Genomic DNA, 22,581 nt, shown 5'->3' on the forward strand with positions numbered 1-22,581 from the left:
CGGGCGAGGATCGAGCGGTAGATCGGGGCCCGGCACGTGCCGGCACCCGGCGGAAGGGGCAGGCGCATGGCGGTGATGGATTGGGAGGACGGTCGCTGGCCGTCGCGGGAGCCCGGTGCGCAGGACGGTGCGCAGGACGGCGCGAGGCGGCCGCAGGCCGATGACTGGACCCGGTCGATGGGCGCCTGCGACTATGTCGATGTCGGCGAGGGCGAGGTGGACGAGAGCGACCTGCCGCCGCGCCGGGGGCTGCTGGCCCGGGCCGGGCGGGCGGTGCAGTTCGCGACCGCCGGGGTGTCGCTGGCCCTGATCATCGGCGTCGGCATCTGGGGCTATCGCCTTCTCGTGCGCGACGCGACCGGCCTGCCGGTCGTGCACGCCGCCAGCGGCCCGTTCCGCGAGCGGCCGACCACGCCGGGCGGCGAGATCGCCCTGCATGCCGGCCTCGCCGTGAACGAGGTCGCGGCGATGGGCGGCGCGGCCCCGACCGAGGAGACGCTGTTCCTCGCCCCCGCGCCGACCGCCCCGCAGGAGGACGACCTGATCGCGGTGCCGCTGCCGCCGGAGGGCGACCTGCGGATCGACGCGGCGGACGGCCCCTCTCCGGCCGATCTCGGCATGACCGCCGCGCCGGCCGCGGTCCCGGCCGCCCTTCCGGCCGCGGCGCGCCCCGCGCCGGCGCCGGGCCCGGCCCCCTCCACCGGGATCGATCCGGCCGACCTGATCGGTCCGCCGCCGCCGCCCGCGGCGCCCGCCGCGGCGACTGCGACGGCGGACCTCTCGATCACTCCCGACCGCCCGCTGACGGCCGAGGAGGTGCTCGCCCTCGCCGACACGATCGCGCGGGGGGCGGAGCCGCTGTCGGGCCTGCCGCCCGAGGACATCGCCTCGGGCCCCGCGATCATCGACCAGGCCGACATCCTGCCCGAAAGCGCGCCCGGCCTCGCCCGGGCCCTGCGCCCCGTGGCGCGGACGCGCACCGCGCCGTCGCCCGCAGCCGCCTCTTCCGCCGCCGCCGCCCCGGGCGGCGTGCCGGTCAGCGTGGAGCCGGTGCCGCTGGACACGGTGCTGGTCCAGCTCGGCGCCTTCCCCTCGCCCGAGGCCGCGCGCGAGGCCTGGGCCGGCGCCTCGGCCACCTTCGCCGACTTCATCGCCGACCGGCAGCCGCTCATCCAGGAGGCCGAGAGTGCGGGGCAGACCTTCTTCCGCCTGCGGGTCATGGGGTTCGGCGACCTGGCCGATGCGCGCCGGTTCTGCTCGGCCCTCGTCGCGGAATCGGCGGACTGCATCCCGGTCGTGGTGCGCTGATGGCGCCTCGCGCCGCGATCCTCGGCCTCGAGGGCAAAGTCATCGGCTCCGAGGAGAGGGCCTTCCTGCGCAGGGCCGATCCCTGGGGGATCATCCTGTTCGGCCGGAACGTCGAGGCGCCGGGGCAGCTGCGGGTGCTGACGGCGGATGTCCGGGCGATCCTCGGCCGCGACGTGCCGGTGATGATCGACCAGGAGGGGGGGCGCGTCCAGCGCCTGCGCGCGCCGCACTGGCGCGAGTTCCTGCCCGCGCTGGACCAGATGGAGCGGGCGGACTCGCCGATCCGCGCCCAGTGGATCCGCAACCGCCTCATCGCGCACGAGCTGCACGAGGTCGGGATCGATGTCAGCGCCGCGCCGCTCGCCGACCTGGTCGAGCCCGAGACGCATCCCGTCCTGCGCAACCGCCTCTACGGCAGCGATGTCGGGACCGTGGTCGCGGCCGCCCGCGCGGCGGCCGAGGCGCTGCTGGCGGGGGGCGTGCTGCCCTGCCTCAAGCACATTCCGGGCTACGGGCGGGCCCGGGTCGACAGCCACCTCACGCTGCCGCGGATCGAGGTGCCGGCGGCCGAGCTGCGGGCGCGGGATTTCGCGCCCTTCGCCGCGCTGTCGGACCTGCCGATGGCGATGAGCGCGCATATCGTCTACCGGGCGCTCGACCCGCACCGCGCCGCCACGATCTCGCCCACGCTGATCTGGCTGATCCGGCAGGAGCTGGGGTTCGGGGGCCTTCTGATGACCGACGATATCGGGATGGAGGCGCTGACCGGCAGCCCGGGCGAGCGGGCCGCCGCCTCGATCGCGGCGGGCTGCGACGTCGTTCTCTACGGCAACGGCGACCGTGCCGGGCGCGAGGACGTGATCGCCCACGTCCCCCGGCTGGAGGGCGCGGCCCTGTCGCGGGCCGAGGCGGCCCTTGCCGCACGGCGGGCCCCCGATCCCGTTGACATCGAGGCGCTCGAGGACGAACTTGCCGCCCTTCTGGGCTGAGCGCCCGATCGAGGCCGAGCCGATGACCGACGCGCAGGGCGAGGATCCCGCACCCGCCGCCAGCGTGGCCGAGCGCCGCGCGGCCGAGGCGCTGATCGTCGATGTCGAGGGCTACGAAGGGCCGCTCGACCTGCTTCTGACGATGTCGCGCACGCAGAAGGTCGACCTGCGGCACATCTCGATCCTTGCCCTGGCCGAACAGTACCTCGCCTTCGTCGAACAAGCACGGACCCTGCGGATCGAGCTGGCGGCCGATTACCTCGTGATGGCGGCCTGGCTGGCCTTTCTCAAGTCGCGCCTGCTGCTGCCCCCCGATCCCGAGGAGGAGGGGCCGAGCGGGGACGAGCTCGCCGCCCATCTCGCCTTCCAGCTCGAGCGCCTCTCGGCGATGCGCGAGGCGGCGGCGCAGCTGATGGCCCGCGACCGGCTGGGGCGCGACGTCTTTCCCCGCGGCGCCGCGCAGGCGGTCGAGCGGGTGCGCGCGGTGCGCTATACCGCGACGCTGCTCGACCTGATGCAGGCCTATGCCCGGACCCGGACGAAGGACGAGTTCCGCCCCTTCGTCATGGATCGCGAGTCGATCATGTCGATGGAAGAGGCGCTGGGCCGGATGCGGCACCTGATCGGCTTTGCGGGCGACTGGACCGACATCTCGTCCTACCTGCCGGAGGGATGGGAGAGCGACCCGGCGAAGCGCCGTTCGTCGACCGCCGCGACCTTCGCCGCGAGCCTGGAACTGGCGAAGGAGGGGCGGATCGAGATCCGGCAGGGGGACACATTCGCGCCGATCCAGATCCGGCGCCGCAAGGGGATCTGAATGGACGAGACGGATAATCCGCCGCCGGGCGCGGGGCCGGGGGGGCCGCCCCCGCGCGAGACCCTGTTCGAGGCGCCGCCCGCGGGCGAGCAGGAGCGGATGGTCGAGGCGATCCTCTTCGCCAGCGCCGAACCGGTGACGCTGGCCGACCTGACCGCGCGGATGCCCCATGGCTGCGAGCCGGGCCCCGCGCTCGAAGCGCTGCGGCGCCGCTACGAGGGGCGGGGCGTGCGCGTCGTCCGTGTCGGAGAGGCCTGGGCGATCCGCACGGCGCCGGATCTCGGCTTCCTGATGCGCCGCGAGGTGGTGGAGACGCGCAAGCTCAGCCGCGCCGCGATCGAGACGCTGGCCATCGTCGCCTATCACCAGCCGGTCACGAGGGCCGAGATCGAGGAGATCCGCGGCGTGGGCATCAGCCGCGGCACGCTCGACCTGCTGATCGAGATGGACTGGATCCGCCTCGGCCGGCGCCGCATGACGCCCGGGCGGCCCACCACCTTCGTGGTGACACAGGCCTTCCTCGACCATTTCGGGCTGGAGAGCGCGCGCGACCTGCCCGGCCTGAAGGAGCTGCGGGCCGCCGGCCTGCTCGACAACCGCCCGCGCCCCGGCGACGGGAGCGAGCCGGAGGACGGGACCGAAAGCGGGCAGAGCGCGCTCTTCGACGAGGAGTAGGGCCGGCGGGTTGCGGGCCGGGGGGCTGGGCCGTCCGCGGGGCCGGCCCCATCCCGCCCGAAGGTCCCCCTGTCCCGGCGCGGATCGGCCGATCCCCTAGCCCCTGTCAGCGGCGCTCGTGTCCGGCGCGCCGGACCGGCGCCGCGAGGATCGGCCCCGGGGGCGAGGGGGCGAGCGTCCGCACCCCCGGCCGGCAACACACGGGATACGCGGATCCCCGGGGTCGGGGCCGGCGCGGGCCGGCAGCCTCCCCGCCGATGACCGTCCTGCCGGGAAACCCCTCGTCCGAGGTCCTGTCAGCGGCCCTCGTCCATCCGGAAATGCTTCGACAGCTTCAGGCCCTGGCCCTGGTAGTTCGACGCGATGCCCGTGCCGTAGAGCGCCGCCGGCACCTCGGCCATCCGCTCGTAGATCAGCCGCCCGACAACCTGCCCGTGCTCGAGCACGAAGGGCGCCTCGTGGCAGCGCACCTCCAGCACCCCCCGGGAGCCGGTGCCGCCCGCGCCCGCCCAGCCGAAGCCAGGATCGAAGAAGCCGGCGTAATGGACCCGGAACTCGCCGACCATGGCGAGGTAGGGCGCCATCTCGGCGGCATGTCCGGGCGGGATGGCGATCGCCTCGCGGCTGACGAGAATGTAGAACGCGCCGGGATCGAGGATGATGTGCCCGGACTGGGAGCGCACCTCCTCCCAGTAGTCCTGCACCGGGTAGTGGCTCACCCGGGCTAGGTCGACGATGCCGGTATGGGGCTTGGCCCTGTAGCCGACGAGGTCGCCCCGCGCGGGGGCGAGGTCGACCGAGAACCCCAGCCCGCCGTCGATCCGCGCGGGCCCGGCGCCCACCAGCGGCGTCTCGTCGTGGAGCGCGCGGAGCGCGTCGTCGGACAGTCGCGTGTCGCCGTCGCGGAAGATCACCTGCGTCAGCATCTGCCCCTCGGCCGCGAGGACCGAGAAGCTGCGCGGACAGATCTCTGCCCAGAGCGGGCCGGAATAGCCGGGCGGGATGCGGTCGAACTCGGTTCCCCGGTCGGTCAGCACCCGCGTCAGCAGGTCGAGCCGCCCGATCGAGCTCTTGGCCGAGGCGGCGCCGGAGAGGTGGTCCGGCAGGTCGAGGCTCTCGAGCAGCGGCACGAGGTAGACGCAGCCCTTCTCGAGCACGGCGCCGCCCGAGAGATCGAATTCGTGCATCGTGAAATCGGCCAGCCGTTCGGCGACGCTGCGCTCGCGCCCGGCGAGGAACGAGGCGCGGACGCGGTAGGCCCGCGCCCCGAGCCGCAGGTCCAGGGAGGCGGGCTGGACCTGTCCCGGCGCGACGGGCCGCGCGGCCCGGATCGCGCCGCCCGCGATCAGCGCCTCGATCTGCTGGCTGGCCTGGACACCGGGCATCGGTCGCATTCCCCTGCTCTTGCCGGCCCCTAGCAGGCGGCGGGCGGCGCCGCCACCGCCGGCCGGGACGGCGCCTCAGCTCGGCACGATCTCGGCCATCGCGGCGAGGAGGCGGCGCACTTCCTCGGGGCTGTTGTAATGCCCGGTCGAGACCCGCACGCAATCGGCCATGCCGAGGGGCGACAGGACGTTGCCCGAATAGGCGTCGGCCTTGCGGGTATGGGCGCGCAGGCCCTGCGTCTCGAGCGCGGCGACGATCTCGGGCGAGGGGCGCCCGGCGACGGAGAAGCTCACGACCCCCTCGCGCGGCGCGGGCTCGGCGCCGCCGACCAGCGTGAGGCCGGGCAGATCCTTGAGGCCGGCGAGGTTGCCGGTTCCCTCGATCATCATCTGCACGAGCCCCGCCTCGTGGTCGTGGATCGCGGCGGCCGCCGCCTCCAGCCGGGCGCGGGGCGCGGTCTCGGACGAGACCTCGCCGCCCAGCCAGTCGAGATAGGCCACCACGTCCAGCCAGGTGGCATAGGCGCCGGTGTCGCGGGTCCCGTGCTCCCACTTGCCGGCGATCCCCTCGTGATCCACCGCCGAGAGCCGGTCCGAGGCCCAGGCGAGGCCGTAGCCATGACGGGAGAAGACCTTGTAGGGCGAGATCACGTAGCCGTCGACATCCGCGCCGGAAAGGTCCACCGCGCCATGGGCGGCGTGCTGGATGCCGTCGACGATGATCAGCGCGTCCGGCGCGACCTTGCGCACCGTCGCGGCCACGGCGGCGATGTCGACCGGCCGGCCGGTGACGGGAGAGGTGTGGATCACCGTCACGACGGCCGTGTCGGGGGTCAGGTGCGCGCGGTAGGCCTCGGCCCAGGCGGTGCCGGTGGCGTTGTCGTGCGGAACGAGGATGTGCGTGCGCCCCTGCACGCCGGCCCAATGGGCCATCGCGTCGCGGCTGGCGGGATGCTCGAGCGTGGTGCCGACGACCGGCCCGTCCGGGCGCGCCACCATCGCGGTGCGGACGAGCCGGTGCAGCAGCTCGGTCCCGCTCTCGCCGACCATCACCGTGCCGGCGGAGGCATTGAGGTAGAGGCGGAAGGCGTCGCGGGCGCGGGCGATGATGTCCTCGAGCGCCTTCGAGGCGGGATTGTCGCGGCCCTGGTTGTCGGGGAGGGCGGCGAACTTCGTCGAGGTCTCGACCACCGACTTGAGGTGCAGGGCGCCGCCCGCGCTCTCGAAGAAGATGCGGGGGCCGGTGAACGGATCCTCCTCCACATGGGCGAAGCGGTCGCGGATGCGGGCGAGGAGGGCGTCGTCGAACATGTCAGGCTCCGGATCGTGTCGGGGGGAGGTTTGGGGGCGGCGCCGGGGGAAGGAAAGGGGAAAATCGCGGCCCCTCGCCGGCCCGGGACCGGCGCGTGACCGGCGCGCGCGCCCGGCCGCGGTATTTGCAAACTCTGCGAAGGGTGAGCGTTGACGCCCTGCCCCCGGCGGGGGAGTGTGGCCCGACCACGAGCCGGGCCGCGAGCCCGCCCAGTACGAGGACGCCCCCCATGAAGATCGCCCTGTCCGGCATCGGCAAGATCGCCCGCGACCAGCATATCCCCGCCCTGGAGGCATCGGAGGACTGGGAGCTGGCGGCGACGATCTCCCGCTCGGGCCAGGTGGAGGGGGTGGAGCATTTCACCGATCTCGGCGCCTTCCTCGAGGCGCGGCCCGATATCGAGGTGATCTCGTTCTGCCAGCCGCCCGTGCCGCGCTACGCGCTGGCCCGGCAGGCGCTGGAGGCGGGGCGGCACGTCATGCTCGAGAAGCCGCCGGGCGCCACGCTGGCCGAGGTGCACGACCTCGCCCGGCTGGCGGGGGAGCGGGGGCGCACGCTCTACACCACCTGGCACAGCCGGATGGCGGCGGGCGTGTCGGTCGCGAAGGATTGGCTCGCGACGCGCGAGGTGACGGGCGGGCGGATCGACTGGATCGAGGACGTGAAGCAATGGCATCCCGGGCAGGACTGGGTGTTCGAGCCCGGCGGCCTCGGCGTATTCGATCCCGGCATCAACGCGCTGTCGATCCTGACCGAGATCCTGCCGCGCCCCGTCTTCCTGACCGAGGCGACGCTGGAGGTGCCGGAGAACAGGCAGACGCCCATCGCGGCGCAACTCCAGTTCACGCAAGGGATCGAGGCCCGCTTCGACTGGCGCGAGGCCGGCCCGCCGACCTGGAACATGGAGATCGAGACGGCGGAAGGATCGGTCAAGCTGATCCGCGGCGGCAGCCGGGTCGAGATCGCCGGCGAGGCGGTGGAGACCGGCCCCCACGCGGAATACCCCGCGCTCTACGAGCGGATGGCGGAGCTAGTGCTGCACGGCACGCAGGACGTGGACCTCGCCCCGATGGTGCTGGTGGCGGACGCGATGAGCCTGGGGCGGCGGGAGAGCGTGGCGGCGTTCGAGTGGTGAGGGGCGGGCGCGACTGAGCGGATCGCCGGCGGGTCCGGAGCAAGGCGGGCGGCCGTTCCGACCCTGCTCGGCCGTCCGCCCCGGTCGACGCGCAAGCCGGGCCTGCGGCGGCCCGCGGGATGCCGCCTCGGACGGTCGAGGTCCGCACTTTATGGCGTCGTGTCATTGCACCGAATGAGCGTCGCGCTGGCGGCGACGAAGCGGCAGCCCGGGGGGCGGGCCGCCGCTGGCCCGGCGCCTTCGGCGCTGTTCGGGCCGGGGGCCACGTGAAATCGTATGAGCTCAAAGTGAGGCGGATGACCTGGTTTTCTGCTTTCCAGATCGGCAGCCTCCAATTTGCGACGTACCCCTAGGCTCCAAGCGTCGTCGTCGGAGGCGGGAAAAGCTCCATCCCAGCGGGGATGCAATCCAACTCTAATATTGCTCGTATAAGCTCCTGCCGCTCCTCGTGGAGATCGAGATAAGTCGAACTTACAAAGACTTGGTAACGCCTGTTCGTCACCTCGCCCCCTCAATCATCTTCGCCAGCTTCACCCCGTCCGCGTGGAACTTGCGGATGCCTTCGGCGAGCTTCTCCGTCGCCATGGCGTCCTCGTTCAGCTCCCAGCGGAACTCCGCCTCGCTGATCGACCGCTTGGACCCGCCCGACTTGCCCTCCGGCGACAATACCCGCTCCAGCGGGGTCTCGTCCTCGGACAGTTCCTTGAGCAGGTCGGGGGAGATCGTCAGGCGGTCGCAGCCGGCGAGGGCGGCGATCTGGCCGGCGTTGCGGAAGCTCGCGCCCATGACGATCGTCTCGATCCCGGCCGACTTGTAGTAGTCGTAGATCTCACGCACGGATTTCACGCCCGGATCGTTCTCGGGCTCGTAGCCCTCCACGCCCTCGGCCGACTTGTACCAGTCGGTGATGCGCCCGACGAAGGGGGAGATCAGCGTGACGCCGGCATCGGCGCAGGCGACCGCCTGGGCCATGGAGAAGAGGAGGGTGAGGTTGCAGCGGATGCCCTCGCGCTCCAGCTTCTCGGCGGCGCGGATCCCCTCCCAGGTGGAAGCGAGCTTGATGAGGATGCGGTCCTTGCCGACGCCCTGTTTGTCGTAGGCCTCGATCAGCGAATGGGCGGAGGCGATGGAGCCCTCGGTGTCGAAGGAGAGGTGCGAGGCGACCTCGGTCGAGACGTAGCCCGGCACGATCCCGGCCAGCGCGCTGCCCACGCGGATCACCAGGTCCTGCGCGATGTCCTCGGTGCTGCCGCCCTTCGCCACCGCCTCGCGGAACGTGTCCTTGAAGGCGTCGTCCTGCACCGCCTTGAGCACCAGCGAGGGGTTCGTCGTGCAATCCTGCGGCTTGTGCGCCTTCACCGCCTCGATGTCGCCGGTATCGGCGACGACGATGGTCATGTCTTTCAGCTGATCGAGACGGTTGGTCATGGCGTCCTCCGGGGGGAATTGGGTCGCCCAAGGGATGGGCACATCTGCGTGCGGGGTCAATCCTTGCACCCCCGCCGCCGTGACAGGGGAACGCGGGCACTCTAGGACAGGTCCATGGACATCGTCCTCATCACCGCGATCCTGGCCGGGCTCTTCCTGGTGATCGGCCTCGCCGAGCCGCTCGCGGCGCGGCTGCGGCTGCCCTATTCGGTGATCCTCGCGGCCCTCGGCATCGCCATCGGCGGCGCGGCGGCGTTCTTCCTGCGGACGACCTTCACCGATGCGCTGAACCCGGTGGCCGAGGCGATCCTCGCCCTGCCGATCCGGTCCAACGTCTTCCTCTACGTCTTCCTCCCGACGCTGCTGTTCCAGGTGACGCTGGGGCTGAACCTGCGGCGGATGCTGGACGACTGGGTGCCGATCCTGGTCCTGGCCATCGTCGCCGTGGTCGTGGCGACCCTCAGCGTCGGCTACGCGCTGCACTGGGTGGCGGGAATGACGCTGTTCCCGGCGCTGCTGGTCGGGGCGATCGTGTCGACAACAGATCCCTCGGCCGTGGTGGGCATCTTCCGCTCCATCGCCGCGCCGCTGCGCCTCAGCCGCATCGTCGAGGGCGAGAGCCTGCTGAACGACGCGGCCGCCATCGCGCTGTTCGGCCTCTTCATGGGCTTCGTCATGCGCGGCGTGCCCGACCCCCAGCTGGGCTCGGCGCTGGCGCAGTTCCCCTTCCTGCTGGTCGGGGGCGCGGCGGCGGGCTGGGCGGCCGGGCGGCTGACGGTGATGGCGATGGGGTTGGTCTGGCGGTTCCCGCTGGCGCAGCTCTCGCTCTCGGTCGCGCTGCCCTACCTTGCCTATATCGGGTCCGAGCAGCTGGTCGGCGCCTCGGGCGTGATCGCGGTGGTGGCGGCGGGCCTCACGCTGAACCTGATCGGGCCGGGGCGGCTGACCCCCGCCGCCTGGGCCAACCTGCGCGAGGTCTGGGACCTGCTGGCGCACTGGGCCGGGGCGCTGATCTTCGTTCTCGCCGCGCTGCTCATTCCGCGGCTGCTGGACGGGCTGACCTTCGGCGATCTGGGCCGGATCCTCGTCGTGACGGCCGCGGCACTGGTCGCGCGGGCCTTCATCCTCTTCGTGCTGCTGCCGCTGCTCGACCGGGCGCGGCTCAGCCCTCATGTCGAGCGGCCCTACCGCGCCGCGATCCTCTGGGGCGGGCTGCGGGGCGCGGTGACGCTGGCGCTGGCGCTCGCCGTGACCGAGAGCCTGCGCGTGCCGCCCGACGTGCGGCGCGAGGTCGGCATCCTGGCGACCGGCTTCGTCCTGTTCACGCTGATCGTGCAGGGGACCACGCTGCGCTGGGTGATCGCGAAGCTGGGGCTCGACCGGCTCTCGCCCATCGACGCGGCGCTGGCGAACCAGGTCGTCGCCGTCGCCCTGCAGGAGGTGCGCGAGGAGGTGGCCGAGGTCACCGAGAATTACGGCCTCGCCCGCGAGACGGTGCGCGCCGAGGCCAAGCGCTTCGGCGAGCGGCTGGACGCGGCGGTCAAGCGCGCGGACGAGGCCGAGGCGATCCTCGACCGGGACCGGATCACGCTCGGCCTCATCGCGCTGGCGGGGGCCGAGCGCGAGCTGATCCTCGAGCGGTTCCGCGAGCAGGCGATCTCGAGCCGGCTGGCCGAGATGGCGCTGTCCGATGCCGACCGACTGATCGAGCAGACCCGCGTGCAGGGTCGGATGGGCTATCGCCGCGCCGCGCGGCGGCCCCTGGGGCAGGGCGGCGTCTACCGGCTGGCGGCCTGGCTGCACACGCGGCTGCGCCTGTCGCGGCTCTTCGCCCGGCTGACCGAGGACCGGTTCGAGCGGCTGCTGATCCAGCGCCTGATCCTCAAGGATCTGGACGGCTTCATCGACCGGCGGATCCGGCGCATCCATGGCCGGCGGGTCGCGAACCTGCTGCACGACCTGCTCGATGCGCGGGCCGAGGAGGTGGGACAGGCGCTGGACGGGCTGCGCCTGCAATATCCGGGCTACGCCGAGGAGCTGGAGCGACGCTTCATCCGCCGCACCGCCCTGCGGCTGGAGGAGCGGGAATACGAGGTGCTGCGCGAGGAGGGGCTGATCGGCCCCGAGCTGCACGCCACCCTCACCGCCGATCTCGGCCGCCGCCGCGCCCGGATCGAGCGGCGGCCGGCCCTCGACCTCGCCGTGCGCAAGGCCGAGCTGATCCAGCAGATGCCGCTCTTCGCCGAGATGCAGCCCCGCATGGTGCGCCGCCTCGCCCGGGGGCTGCGGACCCGCTACGTGACCGCCGGCGAGGTGATCGTGCGGCGCGACAGCCCGCCGCGATCGGTCTTCTTCATCGCGACCGGCGCGGTGGAGCTGCTGACCGGCACCCAGACCGTCCGTCTGGGCCGGGGCGAGATGTTCGGCCAGCTCGCCCTGCTGGCGCGGCGGCCCCGCCGGACCGAGGTCCGTGCGCTGAGCCACGGCGTCCTGCTGGAGCTGGACGAGCAGCGTTTCCAGCGCCTGCTGCGGGGGTCCGGCGCGCTGCGGCGGGCCGTGCGCGAGAGTGCCGAGAGGCGCGGCGTCGCGCTGGACGGGCTGGACGGCCTCGTCGGAGCGGCGACATCCGGACTCGCGGGGGCCTCCGGCGCGCCGAAGGCGCCGGGCGGCAGCGCGGCGGAGGCCCCGCCGGAACGGGATGCCGGGACGGAGGCGCCGTCCGGCCGGGAGGGCCGCGCCGTGCCAGAGGGGGACGAGGTCGAGGAAAGCCCCTTCCTGGCGGTCGAGGACGAGGACGAGGTCGACGGCGCCGCCCCGGCCGGCGGTCCCGTGGCGGCGGCGAGGCGCGCGGACGGCGCCGACGGATCCCTCCCCCCGCGCCGGGACGGGACCGGGGGCGCGGCACCGGCGGACGGGGCCGGCACCGATGGCGGCACCGATGGCGGCGATGCGGGGCAGGGGACCGAGCCGGTCGGACCGGACGAAGAGCCGACCGCCGGTTCCGGGGCCGGGCGCGAAGCGGGCGGCGATGAACCCGAGGGCGCCGGCAGCGGCCGCGACCCGGCGCGGGCGGCCTCCTAGCCGGCGGCGTCCCAGGCCTCGAACTCTTCCGCCCGCTTGCGGCGCAGCTTCTCCTCGACGGCGGGGGAGAGGGAGAGGTCCATCTCGGGCGATACGTTCAGCCGCTTCAGCTCGATCGTCACCGACAGCCGCTCTTCGAGAAAGGCGATCAGCCGGTCCTGCGCCTCGTAGCGGAAGAGATGCGTGACGCGCGTTCCGTTCGGCCCGGCGACGAATCTCGCCTGGCTGCCCACGGCGGCGAAGGGGGCGGGCCGGCCCTTGCAGTATTCCTCGACGAAGGCGTCGAAGCTGATGTCCCGGGTGCTGTTCGCGTGACCGGCCAGCTCGGCGCGGTGGCGGTAGCGATACCAGCTGCCCAGCCACGAGACCGGGTGCCGCAGGCAGGCGACGGTTTCCATCCCCTCCGCGCCCGTCGCCTCGAGATAGGGGGCGAGAAAGCGGCCGTAGCGGTAGAAGGGCGTGTGCTTCACCACCGGCGGGTCGCGCAGGACGAGGCCGGCGCGCGGCGCGAGCCGCCCCTCGATCGCGGTCGTTCCGGTCTTGGGCACGGCGAGAAGGACGAGCCGTTCGGCCCAGAAGACGAGCATGGACGGCCCCGCTGGATCCTGTAGGCGCCGAGCCTAGCGCGCCCGGCGGCCGGCGGCCATGCCGGGAAGGCAACGGCCGGGCCGGGGGCGCGCATCCGTGTCGCCGGGGCCGCGCCGGGTAACCCGCCCTTAACCAATAGGCCCAATAGGTGGATTCAAGCCGATTTGACTTGATATGTTCTTCTTTTGGTCTCATTAACGGCAACGAGAACAAGAGGCGAACGAAGCAGCGCGTTGCCGGCCCGCCCGGAACGTGGAACAAGGAGCCCCTGAACATGGCCGTGGCAGATCTTCTCTCGATGAACGACAAGAAAACCGCAGACAAGCAGAAGGCCCTCGACAGCGCGCTCGCGCAGATCGAGCGGCAGTTCGGCAAGGGCTCGATCATGAAGCTCGGTGGCGAGAACCAGATGCCGGACATCGAGGCGACCTCGACCGGCTCGCTGGGGCTCGACATCGCGCTGGGCATCGGCGGCCTGCCGAAGGGCCGGATCATCGAGATCTACGGCCCCGAATCGTCGGGCAAGACGACGCTGACGCTTCACGCCGTCGCCGAGGAGCAGAAGAAGGGCGGCGTCTGCGCCTTCGTCGACGCCGAGCACGCGCTCGACCCGCAATACGCCAAGAAGCTGGGCGTGAACCTGGACGAGCTGCTGATCTCGCAGCCCGACACCGGCGAGCAGGCACTCGAGATCGTCGACACGCTCGTGCGTTCCGGCGCCGTCAGCATGGTCGTGGTCGATTCGGTGGCCGCGCTGACGCCCAAGAGCGAGCTCGAGGGCGACATGGGCGACAGCTCGGTCGGGGTGCATGCCCGCCTGATGAGCCAGGCGATGCGCAAGCTGACGGGCTCGATCTCGCGCTCCAACTGCATGGTCATCTTCATCAACCAGATCCGGATGAAGATCGGCGTCATGTTCGGCTCGCCCGAGACGACGACGGGCGGCAACGCGCTGAAGTTCTACGCCTCCGTCCGTCTCGACATCCGCCGGATCGGCGCGATCAAGGATCGGGACGAGGTGGTCGGCAACACGACCAAGGTGAAGGTCGTCAAGAACAAGGTCGCCCCGCCGTTCAAGCAGGTCGAGTTCGACATCATGTACGGCGAGGGCATCTCGAAGACCGGCGAGCTGCTGGATCTCGGCGTGAAGGCCGGCGTGGTCGAGAAGTCCGGCGCCTGGTTCAGCTACGGCGACCAGCGCATCGGCCAGGGCCGCGAGAACGCGAAGGGCTTCCTCAAGGAGAATGCCGACATCGCGTGGGAGATCGAGGACAAGATCCGCGCCGCCCATGGCCTCGACTTCGCGATGAAGGATGACGGGGACGACAGCGGCGAGGATCTCGTCGACATGTGAGGGGCCCCCGGGTCGGAGACGGGGACTCCTGAAACCCCCACGTCCCGGGACGCCGGGGCGGAGAATACCGGGGACGGGGCGCGGGCGACGGCCGGCGCCCCGTTTCCGTTCGCGCGTCAGGATCCTGCGGATCCCTCGCGCCCCATGACCCCCGCCCCGGCGCTCGATCCGGCCCCCGCCGGACGAAGCAAGAGCTCGGCGGACCGGACCCGGGTCACCCGCGGAACGGCCATTGTACCCCGTGGCCCCGGCCCGGGTCAGGCCCCGGGGCGGGTCTTCCGCCGGGCGATCGGCGGAGCGGGCGTCCCTCCATCGAGCGGCACCCGAATCCGGTCTCGCCCCGGCGGGCGGACGCAGACCTGCCCCACCCCCAAGCGGACGTGGACAGCCCCCGGCCCGCGCATTAGACGGGGCGGACCCGACCACGCCGCCCAGGGACGCCCCGATGACCAGCCTCGCCGACATCCGCTCCACCTTCCTCGACTTCTTCGAGAAGAACGGACACGCGCCGGTCGCGTCCTCGCCGCTGGTGCCGCGGAACGACCCCACGCTGATGTTCACCAATTCCGGCATGGTCCAGTTCAAGAACCTCTTCACCGGGGTGGAGAGCCGCGACTACACCCGCGCCACGACCAGCCAGAAATGCGTGCGCGCGGGCGGCAAGCACAACGACCTCGACAATGTCGGCTACACCGCCCGGCACCTGACCTTCTTCGAGATGCTCGGCAACTTCTCGTTCGGCGACTACTTCAAGGACGAGGCCATCCCCTTCGCCTGGGAGCTGGTGACCAAGGGGTTCGACCTGCCGAAGGACAAGCTGCTGGTCACCGTCTACCACGACGACGACCAGGCGGCGGAGCTGTGGAAAAAGGTCGCCGGCTTCTCGGACGACCGGATCATCCGCATCCCGACCTCGGACAATTTCTGGCAGATGGGCGATACCGGCCCCTGCGGCCCCTGCTCCGAAATCTTCATCGACCGGGGCGAGCATATCTGGGGCGGCCCGCCCGGCTCCCCCGAGGAGGACGGCGACCGGTTCCTCGAGTTCTGGAACCTCGTCTTCATGCAGTTCGAGCAGGTCGACGGCGGCAACCGCAAGCCGCTGCCGAACCCGTCCATCGACACGGGCATGGGGCTGGAGCGGATGGCGGCCGTCCTTCAGGGTGTCGGCAGCGTCTTCGAGACCGATCTCTTCGCCGCGCTGATCGACAATATCGGCCACGTGCTGGGGCGCGGGCCGGAGGGGGACGACAAAGCCTCCTTCCGCGTGATCGCCGACCACCTGCGCTCTACCTCCTTCCTGATCGCTGAAGGGGTGCTGCCCTCGAACGAGGGGCGGGGCTACGTGCTGCGCCGGATCATGCGCCGCGCGATGCGCCATGCGCACCGCCTCGGCGCGCGCGAACCGGTCATGCACCGCATGGTGCCCGAGCTGGTGCGCCAGATGGGCGACCACTATCCCGAGCTGGTGCAGGGCCGCGCCGTGATCGAGGAGACGCTGCGCGCCGAGGAGACGCGCTTTCGCCAGACGCTGGAGCGGGGGCTCAAGCTGCTCGACGACGAGATGGCGGGTCTGCCCGAGGATCAGGACCTGCCCGGCGAGACGGCGTTCAAGCTCTACGACACCTACGGCTTCCCGCTCGACCTCACGCAGGACGCGCTGCGCGAGCGCGGGCGCGGCGTGAACACCGAAGGGTTCACCTCCGCGATGGCCGAGCAGAAGGCCAAGGCGCGCGCCGCCTGGACCGGCTCGGGCGAGGTGGCGGACCAGGCGCATTGGTACGACATCGCCGATCGCCACGGCGTGACCGAGTTCCTCGGCTACGAGACCGAAGAGGCGGAGGGCCAGATCCTCGCCCTCGTGCAGGGCAATGACGGGGTGGAATCTGCGACGGGCGACGTGCAGATCGTCGTGAACCAGACGCCGTTCTACGCCGAGGCCGGCGGCCAGGTCGGCGATGCCGGAACGATCGCGACCGAAACGGGCAGGGCGCAGATCACCGATACGAAGAAGGTCGCGGGCGTCTTCATCCACTACGCCACCGTGACGGAGGGCGAGATCGCGCGCGGGCAGGGCGCGCGGCTGGTCGTCGACCATGCGCGGCGCGGCGCGATCCGCGCGAACCATTCCGCCACGCACCTGCTGAACGAGGCGCTGCGCGAGGTGCTGGGCGCGCATGTCGCGCAGCGCGGCTCGCTCAACGCACCGGACCGGCTGCGCTTCGACTTCACCCACAATGCCGCGCTGACGGCGAACGAGGTGGCACGAGTCGAGGGGGCGGTGAACGACTACATCCGCCAGAATTCCCCCGTCGAGACGCGGCTGATGACGCCGGACGAGGCGCGGGCGCTGGGGGCGCAGGCCCTGTTCGGCGAGAAATACGGCGACGAGGTGCGCGTCGTGTCGATGGGCCGGGCGCCCACCGGCAAGGGGGTGGACGGCCAGACCTGGTCGATCGAGCTCTGCGGCGGCACGCATGTGCGGCGCACGGGCGATGTCGGCGTCTTCGCCCTGATGTCCGAAACGGCGTCCAGCTCCGGCGTGCGCCGGATCGAGGCGCTGACCGGCCCGGCCGCGATGGCCGAGCTGCGCGGACGCGACCTCAAGCTGGCCGAGATCGAGCGGCTGCTGAAGGTCGGCGGCGCCGACGTGGCCGAGCGGGTGAAGGCGCTGCTCGACGAGCGCCGGAGCCTGCAGAACGAGGTCGCCCAGCTGCGGCGCGAACTCGCCATGGGCGGCGGCGGATCGGGCGGGGCGCAGACGCGCGAGGTGGGCGGCGTGACTTTCGCGCCCCGCATCCTGTCGGGGGTGACGGGCCGCGATCTTCCGGCCATGGTGGACGAGATGAAGGCAGAGATCGGGTCGGGCGCGATCCTGCTCATCGCCGATACCGGCGGCAAGGCGGCGGTGGCGGCGGGCGTGACCTCCGACCTCGTCGCACGCGTCTCCGCCGTCGACCTGCTGCGCGCCGCGGTGGCCGAGCTGGGCGGCAAGGGCGGCGGCGGCCGCCCCGATCTCGCCCAGGGCGGCGGGCCGTCGGCCGACAATGCCGAGGCCGCGATCGCGGCCGCCGAAACCCTTCTGAAAGGAACCGCGTGATGCCCAAGGCCCTCTGGATCGCCCATGTCACCGTCACCGACGAGGACGCCTATGCCGAATACGCCAAGCGGGCCGGCCCCGCGATCACCGACCACGGGGGCGAATTCATGGCCCGCGCCGGGCGGTTCGAGTACCTCGAGGGGACCCCGCGTCCCCGCAACGTCGTCGCCCGCTTTCCCAGCTTCGAGGCGGCGCGCGACTGCTACCATTCCGCCGCCTACCAGGAGGCGCTGTCCTTCGCGAAGGGCGCGGCGGATCGCGAGCTGATGATCGTCGAAGAGATCGAGTGAGGGGCGACCTCGCCGCGATGATCGGGGCCCATGCCCGGGGGGGCCGGATCGCGTGGATCGGGCTGCGGCCCGAGAGGCGGGGCGAGGTCACTTCGGTGGATCGGGCGCGGATCGGCCCCGAGGGGCTAGAGGGCGATCACGGCCGCCCCGGCAAGCGGGCCGTCACCCTGATCCAGGCGGAGCACCTGCCGGTGATCGCGGCCCTGGCGGGGCGGGAGGCGACCTATCCGCTGCTCCGTCGGAACATCGCCGTGTCCGGACTGAACCTGCTGGCGCTGCGCAAGGCGACGATCCGGGTCGGCTCGGCGCTGCTGCGGATCGAGGGGCCCTGCGCGCCCTGCTCCCGGATGGAGGAGGCACTGGGCCCCGGCGGCTTCAACGCCGTGCGGGGCCATGGCGGCTGGTGCGCGAGCGTGGTCGAGCCGGCGGCGGTGGCGGTCGGGGACGAGGTCCGGCCGGGGTGACGTCGGCGAGGCCGGGGGTTTCACACCCGCCGCCATCGTCGCTCGGACCGATGGCGCACCGATGGCGGCCCCCGTGGAGTATTTCTGGCAAGATAAGAGCCATGGGCATGCGGTGCAGGGTGGATGCGCCCAGGTCTCGTGGCCGGGGCTGGGCAGGGCCGGCTGGCGAGGGCGTCGGCCCGTTCAGCAGTTCGGCACGTTCACCGCAAGGCCGCCGAGCGCCGTCTCCTTGTACTTCTCGCTCATGTCCTCGCCGACCTGGCGCATCGTCTCGATCGCGGCGTCGAGCGGGACGAGATGCGTGCCGTCGCCGCGCAGGGCGAGCGAGGCGGCGCTGACCGCCTTGATCGCGCCGAGGCCGTTGCGTTCGATGCAGGGCACCTGGACGAGGCCGCGGATTGGGTCGCAGGTCATGCCGAGATGGTGTTCCAGCGCGATCTCGGCGGCATTCTCGATCTGTGCCGGGGTCCCGCCCATCACGGCGCAGAGACCGGCCGCGGCCATGGCCGAGGCGCTGCCCACCTCCGCCTGGCAGCCGCATTCGGCGCCCGAGATCGAGGCGTTGTACTTCACGAGGCCGCCGATCGCGGCGGCGGTCAGCAGGAAGTCCGGGACGTTGCGCACCGAGGCGCCGGGCACGAAGTCCAGCCAGTAGCGGATCGTCGCGGGCACGACCCCTGCCGCGCCGTTGGTCGGGGCTGTGACGACCTGCCCGCCGGCGGCGTTCTCCTCGTTCACCGCCATGGCGTAGGCGCTCATCCAGTCGTTGATCGTGTGCGGGGCGGAGAGGTTCGTGCCGCGCTCGGCCATGAGGGCCGCGCGGATCCCGGCGGCGCGGCGGCGCACCTTCAACCCGCCGGGCAGGATGCCCTCGGAGCTCAGCCCGCGTTCGATGCAGGCATCCATCACCTCCCAGATGCGCTTGAGGCCCCGGTCGACATCCCCGGCGGCTCGGCGGGCATCCTCGTTCGCCCGCTTCATCCGCGCGATGGAGAGGCCGGAGGCGGCGGCCATCTCCAGCATCTGCGCCGCGCTCCTGAACGGGTAGGGGACGGGCGGGCCGGTATCGGTATCCTTGCCCTGGGCCAGTTCCTCCTCCGTCAGGACGAAGCCGCCGCCGACCGAGTAGTAGGTCACCTCGGTCACCACGTCGCCCTCGGCATCGAGGCCGCGCAGCACCATCCCGTTGGCATGGCCGGGCAGGGCGGGGCCGCGGTCGAAGACGAGATCCTCGCCCGGATCGAAGGCGAAGGCCGGCAGACCCTCCGGCGCGAGGCGCCTCTCCTCCTTGAGCCGGGTCAGCTCGGCCTCGGCATGTTCGGCGTCGTAGCTCTCGGGTCGGAACCCGGCGAGGCCGAGCATCGTGGCGCGGTCGGTCGCGTGACCCACCCCGGTATGCGCGAGCGAGCCGTGCAGCGTCGCGCGCACCCGCGCCACGCGGAAGGGCTGCGCGCGCAGGTGGTCGAGGAAGCGGGCGGCGGCCACCATCGGCCCCATCGTGTGGGACGAGGACGGACCGACGCCGACCTTGAACATGTCGAAGACGGAAAGGAACATGGGCGGCCTTCAGGGGGGCGGGGCGATCTTCGTCGGACCCTAGGCCGCCTGCGCCCCGAACCCCAGCCGGAATGCGACCTGCGCCGGGGCGGGGGCGTCAGGTCGGGCCCGCGCCGGGGCGGATTGCCGCGTCCTCGACCGCGATGCGATGGGTCAGCATCCAGAAGTTCAGCACCGTCCAGAGGGCCGCCACCCAGCCGAGGCCGAGCACCATCGGCGCGACCACGATCTCGGCGACGACGAGGGTGTAGTTCGGGTGGTTCAGCACCGAGAAGGGCCCCCGCCGCACCAGCGGCGTGTCGGTGACGATGACCCGCGTCGTCCAGCGCGGCCCCAGCGTGCCGAGGATCCAGACCCGCAGCACCTGAAGCGCCGCGAAGGCGACCAGCCAGCCGGTCCGCACCTCGTTGTCCCAGCCGAAGAGGACGAGCGCGGCCAGCCACGAGGCGTGCAGCGCGACCATCACCGGATAGTGCCCGGCCCCCACCTCGCGCGCGCCGGCCGCCATCAGGCGGGCGGTGTCGCGGCGGGCGATGACCAGTTCGACGAGGCGGGCGGCGACGAGATAGAGCAGGAAGACGGGGGCCATTCAGCCCACCTGCATCGGGATCAGCGAGGCGGTGAAGCCGGGGCCGAGCGCGGTCAGCGCCATCGTGCCGGTCAGGCCCTCCTCCAGCACCTCCTCCAGCACGAAGAGGGCGGTGGGCGCGGACATGTTCCCGGCCTTGCGCAGCACCCGCCGCTCGGCGCCGAGCGTGCCGGGGGGCAGCTCCATCGCCGCCTCGATCGCCTCCACCACCTTGGCGCCGCCGGGATGGCAGACGAGCCGGTCCAGATCCGCGGACGCCAGCCCGGCGGCCGAGAGCATGGCCTCGGCCCCGTTCCGGAACTCGGCAGCGGCGAATTCGGGGATCGAGCGGTCGAAGATCACGCCGAGCGCCGTATCGTCCACGTCCCAGCCCATGATCGGCAGCGTATCGGGCCAGAGATGCTCGTGCCCCTCCGCCAGGCGGACCCGGCCCTCACCGCCCGCCTGCAGCACGGCCGCCGCCGCGCCGTCGCCGAAGAGGACGGTGGCGATGATGTCGGCCTTCTGCAGCCGGTCGGTCCGGAAGGACAGGGAACAGGCCTCGACCGCGACCATCAGCACCCGGCTGCCCGGATCGGCGGCGGCGAGGCGCCGCGCGATGGCGAGGCCCGTCACGCCCCCCGCGCAGCCCAGGCCGAAGACCGGCACCCGCCGCACGTCGCGGCGAAAGCCCATCTCGGCATGGACCTGCGCCTCGAGCGAGGGGGTGGCGATCCCGGTGGAGGAGATGGAGACGATCGTGTCCACCTCCTCCGCCGCGATCCCGGCATCGGTCAGGGCGCGGGTCGCGGCATCGCGGAAAAGGGCGGTGGCCCCGGCGAGATAGGCGGCATTGCGGTCCGACCAGCCGTGATCGCCCTCGAACCAGTCGGGCGGCACGACCGAGTAGCGGATGTCGACCCCGGCATTGTCGAAGGCGGTGCGCAGCCGCTCGAACTGCGGGTAGCGGGGGCCGAGAAGGCGCGCGGCGGTACGCTGGACGAGGTCCTGCGGCAGGGCATGGGGCGGGACGGCGGTGCCTATCCCGGCGAGGGTCACGTCGAAGACCGGGCCGGCCCCCTGCCGCGGCGCGGTCCGGGGGGCGGCAGGGGAGAGGCGGTCGAGCACGGGGCGGGTTCCTTGGCGGTGGGGGCAGGGCGGCCCCCCGTTCTGGCTCGATCTAGGGCGCCACCGCCCGCTTCCAGCGGCGGATCGTCACGCCCCCGTGCGATCCCGCCTTCACCCGGGGGGCCGGGTATGCCTATCAAGGGACCGGACCCGCCGGGAGGAGCCGCGCCATGACCCTGTCCCCCATCGACCGCGCCAAGTTCGCCGCCGCGCACCGCGCCGCCGCCATGGTGGAGCCGGGCATGAAGGTCGGCCTCGGCACGGGATCGACCGCTGCATGGCTGGTCCAGTGCCTCGGCGAGCGCCAGCGGGACGAGGGGCTGCGCTTCACCGCCGTCCCCACCTCGGCCCGCACGGCCGATCTCGCGCGCGAGGCGGGGATCGAGGTCGGCGATCTGGGCACGGCGAGATGGCTCGATCTGACGATCGACGGCGCGGACCAGATCGACCGCGAGATGAACCTGATCAAGGGGGGCGGCGGCGCCCATCTGATGGAGAAGATCGTCGCCACCGCCTCCGACAGGATGGTGGTCATCGCCGATGCCAGCAAGGAGGTGGAGACGCTGGGCGCCTTTCCCCTTCCGGTGGAGGTGATCCCCTTCGGCTGGCAGGTCACCCGGATGCTGATCGAGGAGACGCTGGTCGGCCTCGACGTGCTGGGCCGCGAGACGACGCTGCGTATGGCGGGCGACGCGCCCTACCGCACCGACCAGGGCAACCACATAGTGGACCTGCATCTCAAGCGGATCGGCGATCCCCGGCAGCTCGGCCTCGTGCTGAACCAGATTCCGGGCGTGGTCGAGAACGGCCTGTTCACGGATATCTGCGACGCGACCGTGATCGGCCATTCCGACGGCCGGGTCCGGGTCCGCCAGCATGCCGGCGGCCCGGCCGAGGAGATGCGCTACGACCTCGAAGACGCGGACAACATCTTCACCGAGATCGCGGAGTAGGGGCGGCGATGAAGGTCGCCCATGTCATCTGCCGGCGGGAGGGCACGTCGCTGAAGCATCTCGCGTCGGTCGGCGGGGGCAAGTGGACCTCGGGCTTCTGGAAGCTGCCGACGGAGGAAGCGGAGGCGCTGATCGGCGGGCGGATCTTCCTGCACGAGACCAAGATCGCGCCCTCGGCCTTCGGCGGCGAAGTCCTGTCGTGGGAGCGGATCGCGAAGGGCGAGCATGCGGGGCGGGTGGTGTTCACGCTGCGCCCGACATTGGCGGACAAGGGCGTCGGCTGGCGCGGGCAGGATCACGCGATGGCCTGGTATGGCGGGCTGGTCGAGGTCGACGCGGAGTAGAGCGACGACCGGACGGAGAAGGGCCCGCCCCGGCATCCCGGGGCGGGCCTTTTCGCAACGGTCGGAAGGAGCCGCGGCGCGGGTCCCGCAGCCGCGGCCCGGGCG

At 72.1% G+C, this 22,581-nt stretch carries 19 protein-coding genes and 1 pseudogene; 12 read left to right on the top strand and 8 right to left on the bottom strand.

Going from position 1 to position 22,581, the window contains the following annotated elements; translation table 11 throughout:
* Positions 1 to 66: 66 nt before the first annotated feature.
* From BUE30_RS14920 to scpB, 4 genes are read left to right on the top strand one after another with little or no spacing between them, the layout of a single operon-like run.
* Positions 67 to 1,308 (top strand): SPOR domain-containing protein, encoded by a 1,242-nt coding sequence (locus BUE30_RS14920; protein ID WP_083601410.1) that lies wholly within the window; start codon positions 67 to 69, stop codon positions 1,306 to 1,308.
* Complete coding sequence (locus BUE30_RS14925) at positions 1,308 to 2,297, top strand: glycoside hydrolase family 3 N-terminal domain-containing protein (protein ID WP_073332826.1); 990 nt, start codon at positions 1,308 to 1,310, stop codon at positions 2,295 to 2,297. Before BUE30_RS14920 ends, BUE30_RS14925 begins: the two co-directional genes overlap by 1 nt.
* 22 nt (positions 2,298 to 2,319) lie before the next feature.
* Positions 2,320 to 3,114 carry a segregation and condensation protein A gene (locus BUE30_RS14930; RefSeq protein WP_073333057.1) on the top strand — a complete coding sequence of 265 codons (795 nt, stop codon included), beginning with the start codon at positions 2,320 to 2,322 and terminating at the stop codon, positions 3,112 to 3,114.
* Positions 3,115 to 3,789: an SMC-Scp complex subunit ScpB gene (gene scpB, locus BUE30_RS14935; RefSeq protein ID WP_073332830.1), complete on the top strand. Its 675-nt coding sequence runs from the start codon at positions 3,115 to 3,117 to the stop codon at positions 3,787 to 3,789. It abuts the gene before it with no gap.
* 296 nt (positions 3,790 to 4,085) lie between these two features.
* Here scpB and BUE30_RS14940 read toward each other — a convergent pair whose 3' ends face one another.
* Together BUE30_RS14940 and BUE30_RS14945 are read right to left on the bottom strand one after the other, a co-directional pair.
* Positions 4,086 to 5,174: a 2'-deoxycytidine 5'-triphosphate deaminase gene (locus BUE30_RS14940; RefSeq protein ID WP_073333058.1), complete on the bottom strand. Its 1,089-nt coding sequence runs from the start codon at positions 5,172 to 5,174 to the stop codon at positions 4,086 to 4,088.
* Between the two features lie 75 nt (positions 5,175 to 5,249).
* Entirely contained in the window at positions 5,250 to 6,485 is a 1,236-nt protein-coding gene (locus BUE30_RS14945) for an aminotransferase class V-fold PLP-dependent enzyme (RefSeq protein WP_073332834.1), read from the bottom strand.
* A gap of 230 nt (positions 6,486 to 6,715) precedes the next feature.
* On the opposite strand from BUE30_RS14945, the gene BUE30_RS14950 reads away from it, so the two are divergent.
* Positions 6,716 to 7,621 carry a Gfo/Idh/MocA family protein gene (locus BUE30_RS14950; RefSeq protein WP_073332839.1) on the top strand — a complete coding sequence of 302 codons (906 nt, stop codon included), beginning with the start codon at positions 6,716 to 6,718 and terminating at the stop codon, positions 7,619 to 7,621.
* 349 nt (positions 7,622 to 7,970) lie between these two features.
* Here BUE30_RS14950 and BUE30_RS18180 read toward each other — a convergent pair whose 3' ends face one another.
* Together BUE30_RS18180 and tal are read right to left on the bottom strand one after the other, a co-directional pair.
* Positions 7,971 to 8,123 carry a DUF4062 domain-containing protein gene (locus BUE30_RS18180; RefSeq protein WP_083601411.1) on the bottom strand — a complete coding sequence of 51 codons (153 nt, stop codon included), beginning with the start codon at positions 8,121 to 8,123 and terminating at the stop codon, positions 7,971 to 7,973.
* Positions 8,120 to 9,049, bottom strand: a complete 930-nt coding sequence (gene tal, locus BUE30_RS14960) for a transaldolase (protein WP_073332843.1) — start codon at positions 9,047 to 9,049, stop codon at positions 8,120 to 8,122. The genes BUE30_RS18180 and tal overlap by 4 nt, the downstream gene beginning before the upstream one ends.
* 114 nt (positions 9,050 to 9,163) lie before the next feature.
* On the opposite strand from tal, the pseudogene BUE30_RS14965 reads away from it, so the two are divergent.
* Positions 9,164 to 11,644 (top strand): annotated as a pseudogene (locus tag BUE30_RS14965) (cation:proton antiporter); the annotation flags it as partial.
* Positions 11,645 to 12,126: 482 nt separating this feature from the next.
* Here the strand turns inward: BUE30_RS14965 and BUE30_RS14970 are convergent.
* Positions 12,127 to 12,717: a gamma-glutamyl kinase gene (locus BUE30_RS14970; RefSeq protein ID WP_073332847.1), complete on the bottom strand. Its 591-nt coding sequence runs from the start codon at positions 12,715 to 12,717 to the stop codon at positions 12,127 to 12,129.
* Positions 12,718 to 12,992: 275 nt separating this feature from the next.
* Here BUE30_RS14970 and recA point away from each other — a divergent pair, with 275 nt between their 5' ends.
* The 4 genes from recA (at position 12,993) to BUE30_RS14990 (ending at position 17,926) form a co-directional block, all read left to right on the top strand.
* Complete coding sequence (gene recA / locus BUE30_RS14975; protein ID WP_073332851.1) at positions 12,993 to 14,072, top strand: recombinase RecA; 1,080 nt, start codon at positions 12,993 to 12,995, stop codon at positions 14,070 to 14,072.
* Positions 14,073 to 14,517: 445 nt separating this feature from the next.
* Complete coding sequence (alaS, locus tag BUE30_RS14980) at positions 14,518 to 17,172, top strand: alanine--tRNA ligase (protein WP_073332855.1); 2,655 nt, start codon at positions 14,518 to 14,520, stop codon at positions 17,170 to 17,172.
* Positions 17,172 to 17,462, top strand: coding sequence for a DUF1330 domain-containing protein (locus BUE30_RS14985; protein ID WP_073332858.1), 291 nt, complete (start codon positions 17,172 to 17,174; stop codon positions 17,460 to 17,462). Before alaS ends, BUE30_RS14985 begins: the two co-directional genes overlap by 1 nt.
* Before the next feature lie 17 nt (positions 17,463 to 17,479).
* Entirely contained in the window at positions 17,480 to 17,926 is a 447-nt protein-coding gene (locus BUE30_RS14990) for an MOSC domain-containing protein (RefSeq protein WP_073333060.1), read from the top strand.
* Between the two features lie 183 nt (positions 17,927 to 18,109).
* On the opposite strand, the gene BUE30_RS14995 is transcribed toward BUE30_RS14990, so the two are convergent.
* The 3 genes from BUE30_RS14995 to BUE30_RS15005 all read right to left on the bottom strand — a co-directional run bounded on the left by BUE30_RS14995 (position 18,110) and on the right by BUE30_RS15005 (position 21,179).
* The gene (locus BUE30_RS14995; RefSeq protein ID WP_073332861.1) at positions 18,110 to 19,483 is read right to left on the bottom strand and encodes an L-serine ammonia-lyase; all 1,374 of its coding nucleotides are present in this window, start codon (positions 19,481 to 19,483) and stop codon (positions 18,110 to 18,112) included.
* 97 nt (positions 19,484 to 19,580) lie between these two features.
* On the bottom strand, positions 19,581 to 20,072 hold the full coding sequence (locus BUE30_RS15000; protein ID WP_073332865.1) for an isoprenylcysteine carboxyl methyltransferase family protein: 492 nt from the start codon (positions 20,070 to 20,072) through the stop codon (positions 19,581 to 19,583).
* Positions 20,073 to 21,179 (bottom strand): type III polyketide synthase, encoded by a 1,107-nt coding sequence (locus BUE30_RS15005; RefSeq protein ID WP_244526376.1) that lies wholly within the window; start codon positions 21,177 to 21,179, stop codon positions 20,073 to 20,075.
* A gap of 170 nt (positions 21,180 to 21,349) precedes the next feature.
* Here BUE30_RS15005 and rpiA point away from each other — a divergent pair, with 170 nt between their 5' ends.
* Both rpiA and BUE30_RS15015 read left to right on the top strand, forming a co-directional pair.
* On the top strand, positions 21,350 to 22,132 hold the full coding sequence (gene rpiA, locus BUE30_RS15010) for a ribose-5-phosphate isomerase RpiA (RefSeq protein ID WP_073332868.1): 783 nt from the start codon (positions 21,350 to 21,352) through the stop codon (positions 22,130 to 22,132).
* Between the two features lie 8 nt (positions 22,133 to 22,140).
* Positions 22,141 to 22,476, top strand: coding sequence for a hypothetical protein (locus BUE30_RS15015; protein ID WP_073332873.1), 336 nt, complete (start codon positions 22,141 to 22,143; stop codon positions 22,474 to 22,476).
* Positions 22,477 to 22,581 lie beyond the last annotated feature (105 nt).

The organism is Wenxinia saemankumensis, from assembly GCF_900141735.1.
In the GTDB taxonomy this organism is placed as follows: Bacteria; Pseudomonadota; Alphaproteobacteria; order Rhodobacterales; family Rhodobacteraceae; genus Wenxinia; species Wenxinia saemankumensis.